This is a genomic window from Vibrio proteolyticus NBRC 13287 (assembly GCF_000467125.1).
GTDB classification, from domain to species: domain Bacteria; phylum Pseudomonadota; class Gammaproteobacteria; order Enterobacterales; family Vibrionaceae; genus Vibrio; species Vibrio proteolyticus.
Window position 1 is genome coordinate 250,942 of record NZ_BATJ01000003.1, and the last position, 20,099, is coordinate 271,040.

22 protein-coding genes and 2 tRNA genes are annotated in these 20,099 nt (G+C 53.3%); 19 read left to right on the plus strand and 5 right to left on the minus strand.

Features of this window, described 5'->3' with window-relative positions:
* Window positions 1-3: 3 nt before the first annotated feature.
* Window positions 4-80 (plus strand) — tRNA-Pro (locus tag VPR01S_RS05435).
* A gap of 267 nt (window positions 81-347) precedes the next feature.
* Window positions 348-438 (plus strand) — tRNA-Ser (locus tag VPR01S_RS05440).
* 102 nt (window positions 439-540) lie between these two features.
* Here VPR01S_RS05440 and VPR01S_RS05445 read toward each other — a convergent pair.
* The 5 genes from VPR01S_RS05445 to VPR01S_RS05465 form a co-directional block, all read right to left on the minus strand.
* On the minus strand, window positions 541-1,020 hold the full coding sequence (locus tag VPR01S_RS05445; RefSeq protein WP_021704310.1) for an NUDIX domain-containing protein: 480 nt from the start codon (window positions 1,018-1,020) through the stop codon (window positions 541-543).
* Window positions 1,021-1,029: 9 nt separating this feature from the next.
* On the minus strand, window positions 1,030-1,950 hold the full coding sequence (locus VPR01S_RS05450; protein ID WP_021704311.1) for a histone deacetylase family protein: 921 nt from the start codon (window positions 1,948-1,950) through the stop codon (window positions 1,030-1,032).
* A gap of 120 nt (window positions 1,951-2,070) precedes the next feature.
* On the minus strand, window positions 2,071-3,315 hold the full coding sequence (locus tag VPR01S_RS05455) for an NAD(P)/FAD-dependent oxidoreductase (RefSeq protein ID WP_021704312.1): 1,245 nt from the start codon (window positions 3,313-3,315) through the stop codon (window positions 2,071-2,073).
* A gap of 3 nt (window positions 3,316-3,318) precedes the next feature.
* On the minus strand, window positions 3,319-4,392 hold the full coding sequence (locus VPR01S_RS05460) for a class I SAM-dependent methyltransferase (RefSeq protein ID WP_021704313.1): 1,074 nt from the start codon (window positions 4,390-4,392) through the stop codon (window positions 3,319-3,321).
* A gap of 27 nt (window positions 4,393-4,419) precedes the next feature.
* A complete protein-coding gene (locus tag VPR01S_RS05465) occupies window positions 4,420-4,815 on the minus strand; it encodes a hypothetical protein (RefSeq protein ID WP_021704314.1) in 396 nt (131 codons plus the stop codon).
* A gap of 75 nt (window positions 4,816-4,890) precedes the next feature.
* Between VPR01S_RS05465 and VPR01S_RS05470 the strand changes: the two genes are divergently transcribed.
* From VPR01S_RS05470 to VPR01S_RS05550, 17 genes are read left to right on the plus strand one after another with little or no spacing between them, the layout of a single operon-like run.
* Window positions 4,891-5,616: a beta-ketoacyl synthase chain length factor gene (locus VPR01S_RS05470; RefSeq protein WP_021704315.1), complete on the plus strand. Its 726-nt coding sequence runs from the start codon at window positions 4,891-4,893 to the stop codon at window positions 5,614-5,616.
* On the plus strand, window positions 5,613-6,377 hold the full coding sequence (locus tag VPR01S_RS05475) for a lysophospholipid acyltransferase family protein (RefSeq protein WP_021704316.1): 765 nt from the start codon (window positions 5,613-5,615) through the stop codon (window positions 6,375-6,377). Before VPR01S_RS05470 ends, VPR01S_RS05475 begins: the two co-directional genes overlap by 4 nt.
* A 16-nt stretch (window positions 6,378-6,393) precedes the next feature.
* Window positions 6,394-6,654, plus strand: a complete 261-nt coding sequence (locus tag VPR01S_RS05480; RefSeq protein WP_021704317.1) for a phosphopantetheine-binding protein — start codon at window positions 6,394-6,396, stop codon at window positions 6,652-6,654.
* Between the two features lie 15 nt (window positions 6,655-6,669).
* Window positions 6,670-6,927 (plus strand): acyl carrier protein, encoded by a 258-nt coding sequence (locus VPR01S_RS05485; protein WP_021704318.1) that lies wholly within the window; start codon window positions 6,670-6,672, stop codon window positions 6,925-6,927.
* Entirely contained in the window at window positions 6,927-7,496 is a 570-nt protein-coding gene (locus tag VPR01S_RS05490) for a COG4648 family protein (protein ID WP_021704319.1), read from the plus strand. Before VPR01S_RS05485 ends, VPR01S_RS05490 begins: the two co-directional genes overlap by 1 nt.
* Entirely contained in the window at window positions 7,493-8,866 is a 1,374-nt protein-coding gene (locus VPR01S_RS05495; protein WP_021704320.1) for an AMP-binding protein, read from the plus strand. The genes VPR01S_RS05490 and VPR01S_RS05495 overlap by 4 nt, the downstream gene beginning before the upstream one ends.
* Window positions 8,867-8,879: 13 nt before the next feature.
* Window positions 8,880-9,248 (plus strand): ApeI family dehydratase, encoded by a 369-nt coding sequence (locus VPR01S_RS05500; protein WP_021704321.1) that lies wholly within the window; start codon window positions 8,880-8,882, stop codon window positions 9,246-9,248.
* Window positions 9,241-10,947 carry a glycosyltransferase family 2 protein gene (locus VPR01S_RS05505; RefSeq protein ID WP_021704322.1) on the plus strand — a complete coding sequence of 569 codons (1,707 nt, stop codon included), beginning with the start codon at window positions 9,241-9,243 and terminating at the stop codon, window positions 10,945-10,947. The genes VPR01S_RS05500 and VPR01S_RS05505 overlap by 8 nt, the downstream gene beginning before the upstream one ends.
* Entirely contained in the window at window positions 10,931-12,475 is a 1,545-nt protein-coding gene (locus VPR01S_RS05510; protein ID WP_021704323.1) for an HAL/PAL/TAL family ammonia-lyase, read from the plus strand. Before VPR01S_RS05505 ends, VPR01S_RS05510 begins: the two co-directional genes overlap by 17 nt.
* An 18-nt stretch (window positions 12,476-12,493) precedes the next feature.
* Entirely contained in the window at window positions 12,494-12,949 is a 456-nt protein-coding gene (locus tag VPR01S_RS05515) for an acyl-CoA thioesterase (RefSeq protein ID WP_021704324.1), read from the plus strand.
* Entirely contained in the window at window positions 12,913-13,548 is a 636-nt protein-coding gene (locus tag VPR01S_RS05520) for an outer membrane lipoprotein carrier protein LolA (RefSeq protein WP_425585296.1), read from the plus strand. Before VPR01S_RS05515 ends, VPR01S_RS05520 begins: the two co-directional genes overlap by 37 nt.
* A complete protein-coding gene (locus VPR01S_RS05525) occupies window positions 13,520-15,859 on the plus strand; it encodes an MMPL family transporter (protein ID WP_040902283.1) in 2,340 nt (779 codons plus the stop codon). Before VPR01S_RS05520 ends, VPR01S_RS05525 begins: the two co-directional genes overlap by 29 nt.
* Window positions 15,856-16,479, plus strand: coding sequence for a DUF3261 domain-containing protein (locus VPR01S_RS05530; protein ID WP_021704327.1), 624 nt, complete (start codon window positions 15,856-15,858; stop codon window positions 16,477-16,479). The genes VPR01S_RS05525 and VPR01S_RS05530 overlap by 4 nt, the downstream gene beginning before the upstream one ends.
* Window positions 16,480-16,488: 9 nt before the next feature.
* Complete coding sequence (locus VPR01S_RS05535; RefSeq protein WP_021704328.1) at window positions 16,489-17,676, plus strand: beta-ketoacyl-[acyl-carrier-protein] synthase family protein; 1,188 nt, start codon at window positions 16,489-16,491, stop codon at window positions 17,674-17,676.
* On the plus strand, window positions 17,669-18,133 hold the full coding sequence (locus tag VPR01S_RS05540) for a hotdog family protein (RefSeq protein ID WP_021704329.1): 465 nt from the start codon (window positions 17,669-17,671) through the stop codon (window positions 18,131-18,133). The genes VPR01S_RS05535 and VPR01S_RS05540 overlap by 8 nt, the downstream gene beginning before the upstream one ends.
* The gene (locus VPR01S_RS05545; RefSeq protein ID WP_021704330.1) at window positions 18,130-18,855 is read left to right on the plus strand and encodes a 3-ketoacyl-ACP reductase FabG2; all 726 of its coding nucleotides are present in this window, start codon (window positions 18,130-18,132) and stop codon (window positions 18,853-18,855) included. Before VPR01S_RS05540 ends, VPR01S_RS05545 begins: the two co-directional genes overlap by 4 nt.
* A complete protein-coding gene (locus tag VPR01S_RS05550; RefSeq protein WP_021704331.1) occupies window positions 18,852-20,081 on the plus strand; it encodes a beta-ketoacyl-ACP synthase in 1,230 nt (409 codons plus the stop codon). The genes VPR01S_RS05545 and VPR01S_RS05550 overlap by 4 nt, the downstream gene beginning before the upstream one ends.
* Window positions 20,082-20,099 lie beyond the last annotated feature (18 nt).

Genomic DNA, 20,099 nt, shown 5'->3' on the forward strand with positions numbered 1-20,099 from the left:
CATCGGACTGTAGCGCAGCTTGGTAGCGCACCGTCATGGGGTGTCGGGGGTCGGAGGTTCAAATCCTCTCAGTCCGACCATACACCTAAAAAAAAGAGAGCTTCGGCTCTCTTTTTTATTTTGTCTAAATTAGACATACAGCGAGCCCCATTGTCTATAAAAAAACAATAGTTAATACCTTAGATTTTGACACTATACACATCGCCAACTTATTGATGTTCAGCTGTTTTGGGGCAAAAAATGGGCGTTATCTTCTAATTTCAAAACTAACCGCACATAAAACCAGCAAACAGACAACTAAGGGGTTTACAAGGCTGGGAATGCCCTTTATTATTCGCCTCAACAATGGAGAGATGGCTGAGTGGTTGAAAGCACCGGTCTTGAAAACCGGCATACGTTAATAGCGTATCTAGGGTTCAAATCCCTATCTCTCCGCCACATTTAAACCCCAGTCGCAAGACTGGGGTTTCTTTGTTTATCGCCCGCATTTTTTCTCTCGTCAGGAGATGGCTCTTAAATGTTAGGGGATGATTGAAACAGTCAGAGGTGATTGGTGGTCTCGTCATTGCCCTGGATGTAACTGCCCAGATGCACGCCAAAACGGCGCTGTTGTACCAGGTCGACCAACTGATGGATGTCTGCCGGGTAAGTCCGAATGTCACTGAGCCGTTCAATACCGACCCACTCGATCCCCTGAATAAATTCCTCATCGTTGAGCCCATTAAGATTATCGGTATGCGGCGTACCGGAATAGGCCGGGATGTGATAAAAAAACTCCGCGTTGTATCGACCTGCCGTGGTTTCGAGGAACTCTCGCACACAGATCAGTTCACCGATCTCAACCTCGATGCCCGCTTCTTCCACAAACTCTCGGCGCAGACATCCCTTGGTGCTGACGTCTCCCTCTTCAAAGCCACCACCCGGTGGAATCCAGTACTCACCACTGAAATCTTTCACTTTAACCAACAGAACCGCGTTATTTTCGACCAGAATACCCGCGGCACGAATGCGATGTTGCATGTGCTCTCCTTATTCAGCGCTTGAGAACGCCGCTTCAATTAACTGCATGTGTACCGGCACCAGATCAGCGTGGCAACTTCGATAACCTCCACCCACAACACACGCCATAGGGATCCCTTTCGTTCGCGCCAGCGCAAACATGAACGCATCACGCTGGGCAATGGCTTGCGTCGAGACCTGAAAATAGCCCAGTTCATCGTCCTGGTGAATATCAACACCGGCATCATAAATGATCAGATCCGGTTGATGCAGGTTAACGGCCATCGGCACCACAGAAGTAAAGTGACTGAGAAACGCCTCACACCCGGTTTCGCGGCTCAACGCAATGTCGATGTCCGAATCCGGCTTCCTCGCAGGAAAGTTTTTGTCGCAATGGAACGATAAGGTCACAATATCATCACGCTCAGCACACAACGTCGCGGTGCCATCGCCATGATGTACGTCACTGTCGATGATCAGGACTTTGTCAATCCCCTCCAGTTGCAGCGCCTGATGCGCAGCCAAGGCAAGATCGTTAAACAAACAAAACCCACTGCCAAAATCCCGGTGAGCATGATGATAGCCACCGCTTAAGTGAATGGCGATACCGTGCTCCACAGCCAGCCTGGCTGTCAAGCAAGTGCCTCCTGCTGATGTCAGAGTCCGGGTCATAAGCGACGGGCTCCATGGAAAACCTATTCGGCGCATTTTGGCCGCTGGCAATGTGCCCTGCGCTAAGGCGTCCACATATTCTTCGGCGTGCAGTGCTTTGATCTCCGCCAGAGTCAGCGGCTGCGGCGTGACAAATTGAAACACATCCTGCCAGGACGACTGTTGTGCACAGCGCTCAGCAATGGCCTGATACAACAAGCGGTACTTATTGATCGGATAACGGTGCTCTGGCGGTAGCGGCAGGTCGGAATAAATCGAGTGGTAGACAAGTGGGATCATATACGTGACCAGTTAACAGCGATGCTGCCGATGCTAACAGATTGTCCCGAACGCGTAAAAGCGCCTACCGTAGAGGAAGTAAAGGAGAGCAAGCGCTCTCCTTTGTCGCTGAGTGCTGACTCACTGACTGAAGCTGCGAACCAGTTCGGCCAGCGTCGTCAGACGCTGTTCGCTGTTCTGTACATACGGATTACTGGTGTCCCAGGCATAACCAGCCAGAATGGAACAAATCATCTGTTTAATGCGTGGATTAGGGTCCTGATAAAAAATGACGTCCTGTAGCGACCCTGTGTACCAGCCCTCAACATACGTACGGAACGTGTTCACGCCCACCATCAGTGGCTGCGCGTACTCGGCTTGCCAGTCGATAGCCTCCCCCCGAAGTTGACGCACAACGCATGCCGCCGCCAGTTGCGCCGACTTCATCGCAATGGTGACGCCGGAAGAAAACACCGGATCAAGAAACTCGCCAGCATTCCCCAAAAGGGCGTAATGCTCGGTCGCCAAGTGCTTAACGTTCGCCGAGTAACCTCCCAGCTCGCTGGCCGGGTTCGGATACTCCGCACGTTGCAACAGCGCCGCCAGTCCCGGCTCTTCATTGGCTAACTGTTTGATTGCTTCTAGCTTATCTTGAGGGTAGCGCTCAAAAAAGTCCGGCTCACCAACAACACCAAACGAGCAGTTCCCGTTGGAGAAAGGGATCAGCCAGTACCACACCTCGGGATGTTGCGGGTGCACCGAGATCAGAATCTTATTGCGATCGTAAACCGGGTCTTGTGGGTCAATGTTGTCTACCAAATGAGTGAACAAGGCTTTACGCGGAGGCAGACACGAAGGCTGTTCCAAATCGAGTAGCTTGGGCAGTACCCGGCCAAAACCGCTGGCATCCAGCACATAATCCGCCTCAATTTGATACGCGTTGCCGTCTGCATCCATCACTGTCAGCAGCGACTTAGCTCCGTTCGTCGCGAAGCTTGTCAGCTCATGCTGATAACGGATCGCCACACCTTGTTGTTCAGCGGTGTCCGCCAGCACTTTATCGAAACTGGCACGCTGTACCTGAAAGGTGGTACCTGGGCCGGGCGTGAACTTGTCGGTAAAATCAAACTGGGTGTAAACCCCATTACGACGAAACGCAGCACCATCTTTGTATTGGAAGCCATGTCGCTCCACCGCCTCCAACATCCCCGCCTGTTCGACGACTTCCATACACGCCGGCAGCAGGCTCTCACCAATCGAAAAGCGAGGAAACTGCGCCTTTTCTAGCACGATAACCTGAATGTTTTGTGCGTGCAGCAGAGCCGCGACGGTCGAACCGGATGGCCCTGCGCCAATCACGACCACCTGTGTTGTTTCTTGTTTCATGTTTTATTCTGTGATTGCTTTGAGTTTCAGGAGCGTGTGCCCCAGTCCGATATTGTCTTTGCGCTCGGTGACCTGCAAACCAGCTTCTGCAACCATTTCGAGGAAGTCATCACTGCGGTAGAAACGGCTGTTGCCGTTGGCTAAACAGGTAAAGTATAAAGAGGTCGCGTTGAGACTGTAAGAGGCGGCATCGTATTTCTGCGCGTCCCAGAACAGCTCCAGAACATAAATGCTCGACCCGGGGGTCAATTGTGCCCGAACCCGCTTGAGAATATTGAGAATTTCCATCGGTGAAAAGCAGTCTAGAAACTGGCTCATCCACCAGATATCCGCATGGCTTGGCAACGTCTGGTGTTTGTCCAGCATATTGGCCGAAAACGGCTGAATTCGGTCAGCAAATCCCCGCTGATCAGCATTGGCCATCGCCAACTCTAATTGTTGCGGCAGATCGACGATTGTCACCTTAACATCTGCATTGTATTCACAACACTGAATCGCCCACTTACCGGTATTGCCACCGATATCAACGATATGGCGCGGCGATGTGGCAAACACTTCCTCAAGCAGCACCGGAAACGAACGATCTGAGTAGAAGTGGTCAAACTTAAACCAGCTTTGTTTCGCCTGCTCAGGCAACCGGGACAGACCCTGATAGATGGTCTCCCAGTCTCCCAGCTCTTTCAGTCCTGCCGGCTTGCCTTGCAAAATGGCGTCACTCAAATGCATCATCGCGGCGTAACAAACGTCTGCGGTAAAATCCAAATTGGCTTCTGTCATTTTGTCGTGCAAAAGGTAGAAGCCCAGATTGGCCAGACAATAGTTAGGCTTTTCCCACAACACAATGTGAGCACTAACGGCCATATCCAGTAAAACTTTGACACCGTACTCAGACACCCCACTCCGTTCGGCGAGTTGCGGAGCGTCCAATCCTGCCGCGCCGGCTTTATCCAACTCCGCCAGAATCCCCAAATCCCGCAGAGTGCGAGCGGTATGGAACACAATCGGCGCAAAAGATAGCTTCTGCGCTTCCGTTTTCGCTTCAAGCGCGTTGTACGGATCACTATTTTGTTTTAACACGGTAAAACCTAACTAGAATCAAGAAGATCACTGCTGTTCGGCAGCGGCTTTGGCCAACTCTCGCTGGATATCAACGTTCAGATTGTTGATCCAGCGATTATAATTACGGTGAATATGACCATCCTCGGCTTTCAGGTTGACCGAGCTGACATAAAGGATGGAGTAGTATTTTTCGCTGTAAGGAATACGCACTTCCGCAGCGTGACTGCGCACCTGAATGGTGGCATTTAATTCGCCGGGATTGACTTCAGCAACTATCCAACCGCGATCTGACGCTGCTTCAATAATTGCGTTTTTCACCTGATTACTTTGAAGATTATAAGCAACTGGAGTATTCTCCACATTCATTACTGGCTGAACTCGTCCGCAACCAACCAGAATGAATGCCAGTATTAATGAACCTAGTAACTTAAATGATGACATGCCTTTTTCCTTCTGAAATCTGTCATTAGTGAGCAGCCATAGTATTTAGCCGTAAAAAAAACAATTCAATATCTTATGTCAAATCCTCAACAGAAATTGTCATTAAATATCAATGCTTGGATGGCAAATTCCTCTGGCCTGAGCACGCCTCAGGATTGGCAGGCGTGGGCAGATAAGCAAATCTGGCCGGAAAACGGCGACATTGATACCTCAGCCATTCCGGCCATGATGCGTCGCCGAATGAGCACGTTAAGCAAACTGGCGGTTCAGACCGCAGTCTCGCTGCTGCAACGTAACGATATTGATTACATCGTTTTTTCCAGTCGTCACGGCGAATTGCACCGCAGCATCAAGTTGGTCTCAGCCATTCTGGCTGGCGAGGAAGCCTCCCCGATGGCGTTTTCTCAATCGGTGCACAATACTGCCGCCGGGTTGGCGACCATCGCAACGAAACAGCCCATCCCTCTGACCTCCATTGCCGCGGGTGACAATACTTTTCAGAGCGCCTTGCTTGATGCTTGGCTGTACCTGGCCGAGAATCCGCATCACAAAGTGCTGTTGGTCGATTTTGATGAACCGCTGCCTCCGCACTACCAGACGTTTGAAACCATGGATTACCTCGGCTTCAGTCTGGGGCTCATTTTGTCTGCTGGTGAGCAGTTTTCGATGACGGCTTATCCGGCAGAAAATGACACGGCTATACTGCCCCAGGGGCTGAGCTTTCTGCGCCAGTTTCTCACCGGCCAAACGCAATGGATCATTCAGGCTCCGCGACAAAACTGGGTGTGGCAACGACAATGAATCGATTAGATCAATACTGGCGTGTATTTGCGACCGGGTTTTGTTTTACTATTTTTGGCTTGGGCGGCCTGGTACTGAGCTTTATATTAATTCCACTTATTCACCTGATAACGTTCGATAAAACTCGCCGTGAATATCGGGTGCAACGCTTAATTCAAATTACTTTTCATCTTTTCTGTAAATTAATGAAGTACAGCGGCGCAATTAATTATCAAATTACGGGTGCCGATGTATTAGCCAGTGACACCGGCTGCTTAATTGTCGCCAATCATCCCAGCCTGATTGATTATGTTTTGATCGCCTCGCAATTGAAGCAATGCGATTGCCTGGTGAAAGCGGCAATTTGGTCAAACCCATTCATGAAACATATCGTTAAGGCCGCCGGTTACATTCCAAACGAAGCGCCAGACGATCTGCTGACTTTGTGTGAACAACGCTTCGCTCAGGGTAACGTACTACTGGTGTTTCCCGAGGGTACGCGCACGACACCAGGCCAGGACTCTAAACTGCAGCGTGGTGCGGCCCAGATCGCGGTGCGGACACAACGCGATCTGCGTATAGTGCACATTAGCGTTACACCGAGTTTTCTGACCAAAGAAAAAAAATGGTATCAGGTGCCACCGACCCGGCCTTTTTTCCACATAGAAGTAAAGGAGAAAGTTGAGGTGAAACCGTTTATAGAGCAAACTACCAGCCCAACAGTGGCGGCGCGTCATTTACAGCGCCACCTGTCGGACACTTTATTTCCAGAAACCCCATAGTTATAAGCAGGTCCCAGTGGAAAAATTACATAACGAAATCAAACAATTAATTATTGACGCTCTGAACCTTGAAGATCTTACTATCGAGGATATTGAGACTGACGCCCCACTTTTTGGTGACGGCCTGGGTCTGGATTCTATTGATGCACTCGAGCTTGGTCTGGCGATCAAGAAACGCTTCAACATTGTGATTGACTCCGATGATGCCAACACGCGCGAGCATTTCGCGTCTGTGGCGAATCTGGCTAAGTACATTTCCTCTCAAACCGGTGAGTAATTCACAGGTAGCATTATGACTGACGTAAACAAAGAACAAGTATTTCAACAAGTACAAAGCGCTCTGGTAGAGCTGTTTGAAATTGACGCCGCGGACATCACCCCGGACGCTCACCTGTATCAGGATCTCGATCTGGACAGCATTGATGCCGTGGATCTAGTGGTGCACCTACAGAATGTAACCGGAAAAAAAATCAAACCGGCTGAGTTCAGCACCGTTCGCACCGTTGACGATGTCGTCAACGCCGTGACAGAGCTGCTCAAGGACAACTGATGCGTCAATTGCTGACAGCCTTGTCTGCAATTGTCCTGCTTGCGTATCCGTTTGCCGTTTATTTCGGCATTGATAAGTTTGGTCTGAGCGTCATGGCGCTGATGCTGATCACCATGTTTGTGATCCGAATCCTGGCTGCCGGTCAGGCCAAACTGAAAGCGCTCAGACAACTCGGCTGGATCAGCGGCCTCACTGGCATCATGTTGATCACGCTGGGAGTGCTGTTTAAACAGCATGGCTGGCTAACGTTTTATCCGGTGGTGGTCAATGCCTGTATGTTCGCCGTTTTTGCCTTAAGTCTGAAACAACCCCAAACTTTGATTGAACGACTGGCCCGCCTGCAGGAACCCAACCTGCCAGCCAGCGGTGTCGCCTATACCCGCAAGGTGACCAAAGTCTGGTGCGGGTTCTTTATCGTTAACGGCGGCATCGCGCTGTATACCTGTTTTCAGCCACTCGAAGTCTGGACAGTGTATAACGGCCTGATCAGTTACCTGCTGGCAGGCGGCCTGTTCGCCCTCGAATGGATCATCAGACAAGTCGTACGTAAGGATCCCAAACAACCATGAGCACCATTGATGTGACCTTTCACTCCTTAGCCGATTTGCTCAGCCGTGCGCGGCCCGCAGACTGGCCGGTGGCGTTTGCTTCCGATCGGGTATACGACTGGCAGACACTGAATCAGGATGTCGCCGCTCTTCACCGTCGATTGAGCACCCATTCTGCTCAACGGATTGCCCTGTGCTGCGATGACAGCTACCGCTTTGCGGTGGGATTCCTTGCCTGTGCGTATGCAGGGAAAACGCTGGTTCTGCCGGGGAACAGCCAACCCGCGGCCCTAGAGGAATTGTCAGCACAATTCGACTTAATGCTGCACGATGCCAGTCTGAGCATTCCGGCTCAGACTGACGCGTTCGAGATCGCGATCCAACAAAACCAAACCGCGCCAAACTGGCCCAGGCTTGCACTGGAAGAGCTCCAACTGGTGCTGTTTACTTCAGGCTCCAGTGGTACGCCGAAAGCGATTCACAAGAGCCTGGAACAACTGGATGTTGAAATTACGATTTTACAGTCGCTGTGGGGAGCCACGCTGCACGGCACTCGCATTGAGAGCACCGTTTCACACCAGCACATTTATGGCTTGCTGTTCCGTTTGCTGTGGCCATTGTGCGCCGGACGCGCTTTTGCTGCATTTAATCTGGAATTTCCTGAGCAGGTTATTACCCATGCCAACGAACAGACCACCCTGGTCAGCAGCCCGGCGCTGCTGAAACGTCTGAGTGAAGAACATCATGCCCAACCGTTGCGCCAGCTGTTTTCCTCTGGCGGGCCGTTGTCGAATGCGGCTGCCGAACATGCCAGGCGCCTGTTCGGCCATTACCCGCAGGAAGTGTATGGCAGTACCGAAACCGGAGGCATCGCCCACCGCCAGCAATTCACCGCCAGCCAGCCGTGGAGACTGTTCCCGGGCGTCCAGGCGGAACTCAACAGCGAACGCTGCCTGCGGCTGCGCTCACCGCATATTGACCCGCACCACTGGTATCAGACCGCCGACGAATGTTATTTCCATGATACAGTAACGTTTGAGCTGCGTGGTCGCACCGACCGTATCATTAAAATAGAAGAAAAACGGGTATCGCTGACGGAAGTCGAACAACGTGTCGAGCAATTGAATGGCGTTAGTGAGGCCGTGGTCATACCGATGCAAGAAGGCGAACGGCTGACACTGGTCTCGGTGATTGTGCTGTCCGAAGCCGGACAACACGACCTCAACACGCTCGGCAAAGGTAAATTCTGGCTGGCTCTGCGCGCTCAGTTGCGTCGCTGGCTGGAACCCATCGCCGTCCCGCGCCGTTTCAGAATCGTGGACAGTATTCCGCTCAACAGCCAGGGCAAAAGGCAAATTGCCGACATTGAACACCTTTTTCGAGAGAGCTAACCGCCAAACAGTTATGGTTCAAAGAAAACCCACTATCATCAGTACAGACATTCAACCGCCTGCCGCGACCCTAACGCTGCGGGCTGACGCCGACATTCTCGATTTCCGTGGTCACTTTAACCACTTTCCTCTGCTGCCCGGGGTCACTCAGATCGACTGGGCCCTGCATTACGCGATGCAATATCTGGCAACGCCGAGTGCATTTAAAGGAATGGAAGTGATCAAGTTTCAAGAACCGATTCTGCCCGATATGACGATGTGTCTGACGCTCCACTGGGATGAGGCACGGCAAAAACTGACCTTCCGCTACACATCGACCCGAGGCGGCGAAGAGATTGTGCACTCGTCGGGGAAAATGAAACTGGGAGCGCCAAGTGAGTGAGTTTCTGCCCTGCTTTGTGATTCCCTGTTACAACCACGGCAGCACAGTCGCTGCGGTCGTGACGTCGCTCGAGCCTTTTTGTTACCCCATTTTACTCGTCGACGATGGCAGCAATCTCCCAACTCAACAGGCTCTGAAACACGTAGCCGAGCGTGAGAACGTCCACCTATTACCCCTGATAACAAACCAGGGAAAAGGCGGCGCTGTTATGGCAGGGATCCGTCAGGCACAAGCGCTCGGCTTTACCCATGTGATTCAAATCGACGCCGATGGTCAGCACGATATCGAAGCCCTGCCAAAGCTGATAGATGCCGCTCAGCGTCACCCAGAGCATCTGATTTCCGGCCAGCCGGTGTATGATGACAGCGTGCCCAAAGCGCGTCTGTATGGCCGCTACGCGACCCATATTTGGGTCTGGATAGAGACGCTGTCACTGTCGATCAAAGACAGCATGTGTGGGTTTCGCTGCTATCCGGTCAATCAAACCGTTCAGGTGCTGGACCGTTACCGGATTGGCAGCCGGATGGATTTTGACATCGAAATCCTGGTGCGCATGTATTGGGAAGGCACAGAGATCGATTTCGTCGATACCCGGGTCATCTACCCTCAGGGCGGTATTTCGCACTTCGACGCGCTGTGGGACAACGTCAAAATCAGCTGGATGCATACCCGGCTGTTTTTCGGCATGCTGCCACGCATACCTCGTTTACTGGCACGCCATCGCCATGATGCAACTGATGGCAGCCCGCACTGGTCACGACGCCGAGAACGCGGCACCATAGTCGGCATTAAAGTCATGCTGGCCGTGTATGCCTTGCTGGGACGACGCTCCTTTAACCTGATCCTCCAAGGCGTCATCCGTTACTACCACCTGACAGGCAAGCAAGCCAGACAAGCCTCTGAACAATATCTGGCACAATTGCGCCACTACGGACAACAACACAACATCACGCTGCCACAGCCACTGGATAGCTATCACCATCTGCTGTCTTTCGGCCATACCATGCTGGACAAACTGGCCGCGTGGAAAGGGGACTTTTCGGCCGACAACCTGACCATCCATGGTCAGGAGCACTTCGATGCCATGGTTGAGCGTCAGGAAGGCCTGGTGATCCTCGGCTCTCATCTGGGCAATCTGGAGTTGTGCCGGGCACTAGGAAGACGCCATTCACAAGTCAAAATCAATGCTCTGGTGTTCACCGAGCACGCAGAGCGCTTCAACCAGGTGATGAAAGCCGTTAACCCCAACTCTGAGCTCAATCTGATTCAGGTCAGCTCCATGGGGCCGGACACTGCGATTCTACTCCAGCAGAAAATCGAACAAGGTGAATGGGTGGTGATTGTTGGCGATCGAACCTCCACCAGCAAAGAGAGTCGCTCGGTATGGGCAGACTTCCTTGGCAAACCGGCGCCCTTCCCACAAGGCCCTTTTATGCTCGCGGCCGTGCTTAAAGCGCCAGTCTATCTGCTGTTTGGCCTGCGTGACGATACCCGTGACACACCTCACTTTGATGTTTATTTTGAGCAATTTTGCGAAAAGCTTGTCTTACCCAGAAAAGAACGCCAAATCGCACTGCAGGCGGTGGTACAGCAGTACGCCGACCGGCTACAACATTACACCCTGAAAGCTCCGCTGCAGTGGTACAATTTTTTTAATTTTTGGACTTTAAGTAATCAGCACCATGACGACGCAAACTGACAACATTACTTTCGGCGCCGATCGCCTGACCATTGAAGACGTAGTCGCTATCGCCAATGGCGCCTCAGCCCGTCTCAACGCCTCACCGGAGTTTTTGGCTCGTATTGACCGTGGCGTCGCATTTCTTGAGCGTCTGCTGAAAGAGGAAGGCGTGATCTACGGCGTGACCACGGGCTATGGCGACTCTTGTACTGTAGCGATCCCACCAGAGCTGGTGGACGAGTTGCCTTTACATTTAACCCGTTTCCACGGCTGCGGGCTGGGCGACGTGTTGTCACACCAGCAGGCCCGAGCCGTGCTGGCGACGCGCTTGTGTTCTTTGGCCCAGGGCGTATCCGGCGTCTCGCATGATTTATTGAATCAGATTATCACCCTGATCAATCAGGACATCGCACCGCGGATTCCTCAGGAAGGGTCGGTTGGTGCCAGCGGCGACCTGACGCCTCTCTCCTATCTGGCGGCAGCCCTCATTGGGGAACGTGACGTTCTGTACAAAGGCGAAGTTCGTCCAACAGCAGAGGTATTTGCCCAGCTCGGTATTGCGCCGATCAAACTCAAACCCAAAGAAGGGTTAGCACTGATGAACGGCACCTCGGTGATGACGGCCCTCGCCTGTCTGGCCTATCAGCGCGCCGAGTATCTGGCGCAGCTGTGCACCAAAATTACCGCCATGGTTTCGGTGGCCATGCACGGCAATGACTTTCATTTTGACGCGGCACTGTTCGCGGTGAAACCACACCCGGGCCAGCAACAAATCGCCGCCTGGCTGCGTGACGATCTCAAAGCAGAACGGCCACCACGCAACAGTGATCGCCTGCAGGATCGCTACTCGCTACGCTGTGCCCCTCACGTGATCGGCGTAGTACAGGATTCTCTGCCGTGGCTGCGTCAGATGATCGAAAATGAACTCAACAGTGCCAACGACAACCCGATCATTGACGGCGACAACGAACGGGTGCTCCACGGCGGCCATTTTTACGGCGGCCACATTGCCATGGCGATGGACACCTTAAAAACCGGTATCGCGAACCTGGCCGATCTACTCGATCGTCAGATGGCCCAGTTGATGGATTACAAGTTCAATAATGGTTTGCCGTTTAACCTCACCGGCGCACAAGGGTCACGTAAACCGATCAACCACGGATTCAAAGCGGTGCAGATTGGCGTTTCCGCCTGGACCGCCGAAGCGCTGAAACACACCATGCCAGCGAGCGTGTTCTCCCGCTCCACCGAATGCCACAATCAGGACAAAGTCAGTATGGGCACCATCGCGGCTCGCGACTGCCTGCGCGTACTGGAGCTGACCGAACAAGTCGCCGCCGCCTCATTGCTGGCCGCCACGCAGGCTCTTGAGCTTCGTCGCCGGGACAACCAGTTGGATGTGCAGCATATGAGTGACAACCTGACCATGATCCGCGACGCGGTGCTGAGTGAGTTTGATTTTGTGACGGAAGATCGTCCGCTGGAAGACGATCTGCGCCACTTCATCGCTCGCATTCAGTCACAGCACTGGGCCCTGTACCCTTAACTTTTAAACGGAGCGACGATGAACCAAGCGATCGTATACCCACTGGAAGCTGAGGTGACGCTAACCACCTCGTTTCAGGACGCCGATCCGATGGGCGTGATCTACCACGGCAACTACTTCCGTTTTTTTGAAGAAGCGCGTCGGGTGATGATGGACAAAATTGGCTACGGTTATCTGGCGATGAATGCCTCGGGTTACATGTGGCCTATCATTGACACCCGGGTAAAATACGTCAAAGCGATCCCGTTTAACCACGCAATTCGTGTTAAAGCCACACTGACCGAATGGGAAAACCGTCTGCGGGTGGATTACCTGATCTCAGACGCCGACACCGGACAACGGATGTGTAAAGCCCATACCACACAAGTCGCCGTAACGATCACAGAACAGGAAATGTGTTTCGTCTCACCGAAAGTGTTCACCGATAAGGTCGAGCAATGGCACCAGAATGGCGGGGACAATCAATGCGAATGATCCTCACCTTGATGGCCTTACTGCTGTCACCACTTTGTCTGGCACAGGTCACCGATCTGATGTCTTTGCAGCACCAATTGGCACAACACAACATCGTGCGCGGTGAGTTTACTCAGCAGCGTGAGATTGCCATGTTCGACCAGCCACTGGAATCGTCCGGCCAGTTTGTGCTCGACAAAAAATATGGCCTGTTGTGGCAACAAACCACACCGTTTCCGGTCAACCTGGTGCTGACCGAAGATAAGTTGCAGCAGACGTTTGCTGACCAAAGCCCGCAAGTGGTCACGGCGCAGGACAACCCGATGGCGTTTTACTTTACGCGCGTGTTCCTCGCGGTGTTTCATGGCGATACCGCGGTGCTCAAACAGCAGTTTGAGCTGAGTTTTCACGTTGAAAATGGTCAGTGGGTGCTCATACTCACTCCGAAACAAGCGCCACTCGATAAAGTATTTCAGCGCATCACGTTGTCCGGCCAAACGGACATCGAACAGTTGACGCTGCAAGAGCTGCGCGGGGATAACACCCGTATCCAATTCCATCATCAAACCCATCAGCCCGAGACACTGAGTGATGCCGAGCAAACCCAGTTTGATTTCTGATTCCGGGCTAGGTGGCCGCCGAATCGCAGTATGGTGGTTGATTCTGGTGACTCTGTGCCTCGCTTTACTCACAAAGCAGTGGGCTTTTTCCGCTCAGGCGCCAATTGAAACCGACATCCTCAAACTGCTGCCCAAGAACCAGCAGAACCCGCTGGCTGAACAGGCTTTCGATAATGTCACCACCAGCCTGAGCGACAAAGTGGTGTTTGTCCTGACCGGGACAGAAGACGCATCAGTGTACCAAGCGGCCGACACTCTAGGCGCCCGCCTGAAACAGAGCGGCTACTTTGCCACCATCACCGCCCGTATTGATGCTGATCAGCAGGCTCAATGGGCCAGCTACTATTTTCAACACCGCTTTCAGCAACTGACCGAAGAACAGCGCCAGCGCCTGACTCAATCCCCACAAGCGCAGCTCACCAAAGTGATACAATCGCTGTATAACCCATTTTCAGGCGTCACCAGCGAGGAGCTGAAAAACGATCCGTTCCTGTTGTTTCGTGACTACCTGAACCAACTCACTGCCGGTTCATCTCAGTTCAAATTCCACGACGGCTTTCTCACCACGCGGCAGGAAGGTCAGCTCTATGTCTTAGTCAGCGCAGAACTTCGCCAGTCCCCTTACAGTATGGCCGCGCAACAAGCGGTGCCGGAGATTGAGCAGATAGAGGCCCTTCTCCGGCAGGACTACCAGGTCGACACCTTACACAGCGGCGTGTTGTTTTACGCCAGTTTCGGTACCCAGAGCGCGAAATCGGAAATCAGTACCATCGGGCTCTATTCGTTGCTCGGCATTGTACTTCTGATCGCATTGGTCTTTCGCAGCCTGACCCCGCTGTCACTCGCTCTGCTGTCGATTTCGGTCGGCTTAGTCGTCGCGATGGCAGTCACAAACTGGCTGTTTGGCAAAATCCACCTGTTCAGCCTGGTGTTTGGTGCCAGTCTGATTGGCGTCTCTATCGACTATGCTTTTCACTACCTGACCGATCGCCTGGCGGCCGGCCCAAAATGGAACAGTATCACCGGATTGAAGCACATCATGGCCGCGATCACTTTTGGCCTGCTCACCAGCCTGATCGGTTACTTAGGCCTGTTGGTCGCGCCATTTCCCGGCCTGCAACAACTGGCTCTGTTTTCTGCGATTGGCCTGAGCGCCGCGTACATGACGGTGGTCGCCTGGTATCCGTGGCTGGCGGCCAAACCCATGAGCGCCAGAGCGTTGCCGGCACAGTCAGTCTGGCAATGGTGGTTAGGTCTGTGGTCAAAACCAGCACTGAAATATGGGTTACCGCTCACTGTGCTGGGGGTCAGCGCGCTGGCGCTGACGCAGGTCCGCTACAACGACGATATCCGCCAGCTTCAAGCCATGCCAGACAACCTCAAGCAGCAGGAAACTCACATCGCCGATATCACCGGCATGAAGGCTTCGCAGCAGATGTTAGTGGTCAGTGCCGATAACGATGAGTCCCTGATGCAAGCGCTGGAGTCACTGGATCCACAACTTCAACAGTGGCAGACACAACACATTCTCGGTGGTTACCAGAGTCTCAGCCAATACCTGGGTTCGCGGTCACGTCAGCAGCAGGATCATCATCTGATTGGCCGGCTGTACACCGATTACGCCCCCCAGCTCGCCAAACAGCTCAAATGGTCGGATACGCCCAGTCTCCCTGCAGGCTTTCGTGCTGTATCGTTGCAACAATATCTGTCTCAGCCGGTTGCGGATCCGCTGCGTTTTCTTTATCTGGGGCAGATTGATGGTCAGGCCGCTGCGGTTGTGATGCTGCGCGATGTGCGCGATGCGTCAGTGATCAGAATCTACGCAGAAAACAGCGCGGGCCTCACTTACCTGGATAAAGCCGAAGACATCTCAGCATTGTTTGCCCAGTACCGGGTTAAAGTCATGGAACTGCTCATTGCCGCCGTTGCGGTGATCGCCCTGCTACTCCTGAAGCGTTACGGCTGGACACATACGATTCAGATTCTGTTGCCTTGTTTGATCGCTTGTCTGGCGAGTTTAGCGGTCACCGCTCTAAGCGGCTCTGCTCTGAATCTGTTTAACCTGCTGGCCTTGATTCTGATCGTTGGTATCGGCATCGACTACACCTTATTTTTCGCCGAACAATCGCGCAGCCACGCGACGCTGCTGGCGATTACCCTGTCGGCGGTAACCACACTGCTGTCTTTTGGCCTGCTGGCACTGAGTCAAACGCACGCCATTCACAGTTTTGGCATCACGGTGCTAAGTGGCATTTTCGTTGCCTGGTTACTGTCACCACTGGCCATTCGTGCTAACAAGGAGAATTCATGATCGGTTTGCGCTCTATCCAACGCACGGCTTTGATCGCCTTCGCGTGGATGCTGAGTGGCTGCGCTCTGGTGGCCGACTCCAGCGGCCCTCAGGTCGACATCGCGCCGCACACACGCGTGACTTTGCCAACACCAGCCCAACTGGGGTATCAGGTCACGGCCAGTCAATTGATTTCTGCCCAGTGGCAGGACGACACCGGCAAACATAGCCAGCAACTCCCAGTCCAACTTCAGGTCAAGCCTCAGCAGGTTTTGCTGGCGGGATTTTCCTCCTGGGGGACCCGAATTCTGTCGCTTAACTACCAGAACAATACGATCGACACACAGGTGATGAACGGTCTGGAAAATACGCTGCCTAAACCCGAACAGGTATTATTTAACCTGATGATCACGCTCTGGCCGCGTAGTGCTTGGGAAGAACCACTAAATCAAGTAAAGTGGCGAATGATTGATGCCAATAATACACGCACCATTTTAGATAATTCCGGTGATACCGTCATAGAAATCGAGTACCAAAGCCACGATCCGTTCAGCGGAGAGATTCAGTTCCACAACCGTAAGTTGAAGTACACTATTACTATCCAGACACTCAATCACCGGATCCAGGACGTTACACAGTAGAAAATCATCATGGTCACGCACGTTTCTCAGCCGATTTTTATCCAGGGCTGCGGATTCCACTCCGCGATGGGTAACACAGACACAGGGATAAAGCAGTGTCTGAGTAGTGGTATGTGTAACCACATGGAAGCGGATACTCAGATCCTCAATACCGATACCCCCACCGTCATTGGCCGGGTACACGAGGCCTTGCCCGCCATACCTTCGTCACTACGCCAGTTTGATACCCGCAACAACCGCTTGGCGCTCTCTGCATTGCAGCAGATAGAGAGCACGGTGTATGCCGCGATTGAACAGTACGGCGCCGAACGTGTCGCCGTGGTGGTCGGCACCAGTACATCCGGGATTGCCGATGGCGAAGTGGCTTATGGCCAGATGCTGGCCACGGGCGAGTTTCCGCCTGACTACCATTACCGCAAACAGGAACTGGGTAATTTAAGCGATTTCATCGCGACATACTTTGGTCTTCAAGGCCCTTGTTACGCCATATCCACCGCTTGCTCCTCCAGCGGTCGGGTCTACCTGACGGCCAAACGCATGCTGCAAGCCGGGCTGGCTGATGCCGTGATCGTCGGCGGCGCTGATACCGTATGCCGCCTGACCTTAAATGGCTTCAACGGATTGGAAGCTCTGTCACCGACATTATGCCAACCGTTCAGTGTCAATCGCAGTGGCATCAATATTGGCGAAGCGGCAGCCTTTATGTTGCTCAGCCATGCGCCCGCAAAAGTGGCACTGCTGGGCGTGGGCGACAGTTCGGATGCACACCATATCTCTGCTCCTCATCCCGATGGCGCTGGTGCCGAACAAGCCATGCGTAAAGCATTGCAGGATGCCAAGCTAACTGCTCAGGACATCGGTTACATCAATGCCCACGGCACGGCCACGCCACTCAATGACAGCATGGAAAGCAAGGCGGTTTTCCGGGTGTTTGGCGATCGCGTGCCCGTCAGTTCAACCAAACATTTAACCGGCCATACTCTCGGTGCCGCCAGTGCGACCGAAGCAGCGATCGCCTGGCATATCCTCTCCCGCGATCTCAATCTGCCGAAGCAGCGCTGCCAACACAAAGCACCGGACATTGAGATTTCGTTGGTGGAACAAGAGATCAAACTTGGTCGCAAAGCCATTCTGAGCAATTCTTTTGCCTTTGGTGGCAACAACATCAGTCTTATTTTGGGTTATCTCAATGACTAGTATTCCTTCAATTGAGCACCTGCTCCCTCACGATAAACCAATGATACTGATAGATCGCGCCCTCAGCGTGGCGACGGACAGTATCCACTGTCAGGTCGACATCGGTGAACACAACCCGTTTTATCACGCCGATACTCGAACAATACCGGCCTACGTCGGCATTGAATTTATGGCGCAATCAATCGCGGCTTGGTCCGGTTTCCATGCGTTACAACAGTCCCAGTCGCCGCCAATCGGTTTCCTGCTCGGAAGTCGCCGTTACCACAGTGACGTTGATCATTTTCAGGCCGGGCAAACTCTGGACATTTACGCTGAAAAAGTCATGGAAGATAACGGCATGGCCGTGTTTACCGCCCGACTGGATCTGGCAGGCACAACGCTCGCCTCCTGCCAGCTCAATGTTTATGTCCCGTCCGAACAAAAATTACAAGAAATGAAAATCAGGAGTCACGCATGACCCGACATGTACTCGTCACCGGTGCCAGTAAAGGCATTGGCCGCGCAATCGCTATTCAGTTGGCTCAAGATGGCTTTACCGTCGCCGTGCACTATATGGGCGACCAACACGGTGCACAACAAACCCTTGAGACCATCCTCAGCCGTGGCGGCCAGGGCCGTTTGATTCAGTTTGACATCAGTCATCGTGAAGAGTGTCGCAGCCGTCTTGAGGCCGACATCGCCGAGCACGGTGCTTATTACGGCGTTGTCAATAACGCCGGCATTACCCGCGATACTGCGTTTCCGGCCATGACAGAAGAAGAATGGGACGGAGTGATCCACACCAACCTCGACAGTTTTTACAACGTGCTGCATCCATGTGTGATGCCTATGGTACAAAAACGCAAAGGCGGACGCATTGTGACGCTGGCGTCGGTGTCCGGCATCATGGGCAACCGCGGTCAGACCAACTACAGTGCTGCGAAAGCCGGCGTGATCGGTGCCACCAAATCGCTGGCGCTGGAACTGGCAAAACGCAAGATCACCGTCAACTGTGTCGCACCGGGTCTGATCGATACCGGTATGGTCGACGACCACGTCAAAGAGCACGCGTTACCACAGGTGCCGTTGCGTCGAATGGGCGAACCGGAAGAAGTCGCAGGACTGGTCAGTTACCTGATGTCCGACATCGCAGGCTACGTCACTCGCCAGGTCATTTCGGTCAATGGAGGTCTGATATGAGTCGTCGGGTTGTTGTCACCGGCATGTCCGGTGTGACCGCATTTGGTAACGACTGGCAGAGCATCGAGCCCAGATTGCGCGATTGCCAGAATGCCACTCAGTACATGCCTTCCTACGAACAGTACGAAGGCCTCAACACCAAACTGGCGGCACCGGTTGACGGGTTCGAGTTACCCCCACATTACAAGCGCAAGCAGGTGCGCGGAATGGGTCGTGTCTCCAAACTGGCGACGGTGGCGACCGAGAATGCGCTGGCGCAGGCCGGCCTTCTGGGTCACGAAGTACTGACCAACGGTGAAACCGGCATCGCTTACGGCTCTTCAACCGGCAGTACCGATGCCATCGGCGCCTTCGGGGTGATGTTGAATGAGAAATCAACCCGGGCGATCACGGCCACCACGTACGTGCAGATGATGCCCCACACCACCGCCGTGAACGTGGGACTGTTTTTCGGCCTGCGCGGCCGCGTGATCCCCACCAGCAGCGCCTGCACATCGGGCAGCCAGGCGATCGGCTACGCCTACGAAGCGATTAAGCACGGCTATCAGACCGTGATGGTCGCCGGCGGCGGTGAAGAATTGTGCCCAACCGAATCTGCGGTGTTCGATACCCTGTTTGCAACCAGTTTAAAAAACGACACGCCGAAAAGTACCCCCCGCCCTTATGACAGTGATCGCGACGGCCTGGTGATCGGTGAGGGGGCCGGCACACTGGTTCTGGAAGAATACGAACACGCCAAAGCGCGTGGCGCGACCATCTATGCGGAAATCGTCGGCTTTGCCAGCAACTGTGACGCGGCCCACGTAACCCAACCGCAAATGGAAACCATGCAGATCTGTATGGAGATGGCGCTGAAAGACGCCAGACTGTCAGCCGATAAGATTGGTTATGTGTCTGCACACGGCACCGCCACGGATCGCGGTGACATTGCGGAAAGTAACGCCACCGCCAATGCGCTGGGGAAAGTGCCGATCAGTTCATTAAAAAGCTACTTCGGCCATACGCTTGGCGCCTGCGGCGCGATTGAAGCCTGGCTCAGCCTGGAAATGATGCACACAGGCTGGTTCTCCCCAACGCTCAATCTGGATCAACTGGACGCGCAGTGCGGCGACCTGGATTACATCACGGGCAGCGGTCGCGAGCTTGAAGTGGAATACCTGATGAGCAACAACTTCGCTTTCGGTGGCATCAACACCTCTATTATTTTTAAAAAACTCTCATTCTAACTACTATAAGGCACACAA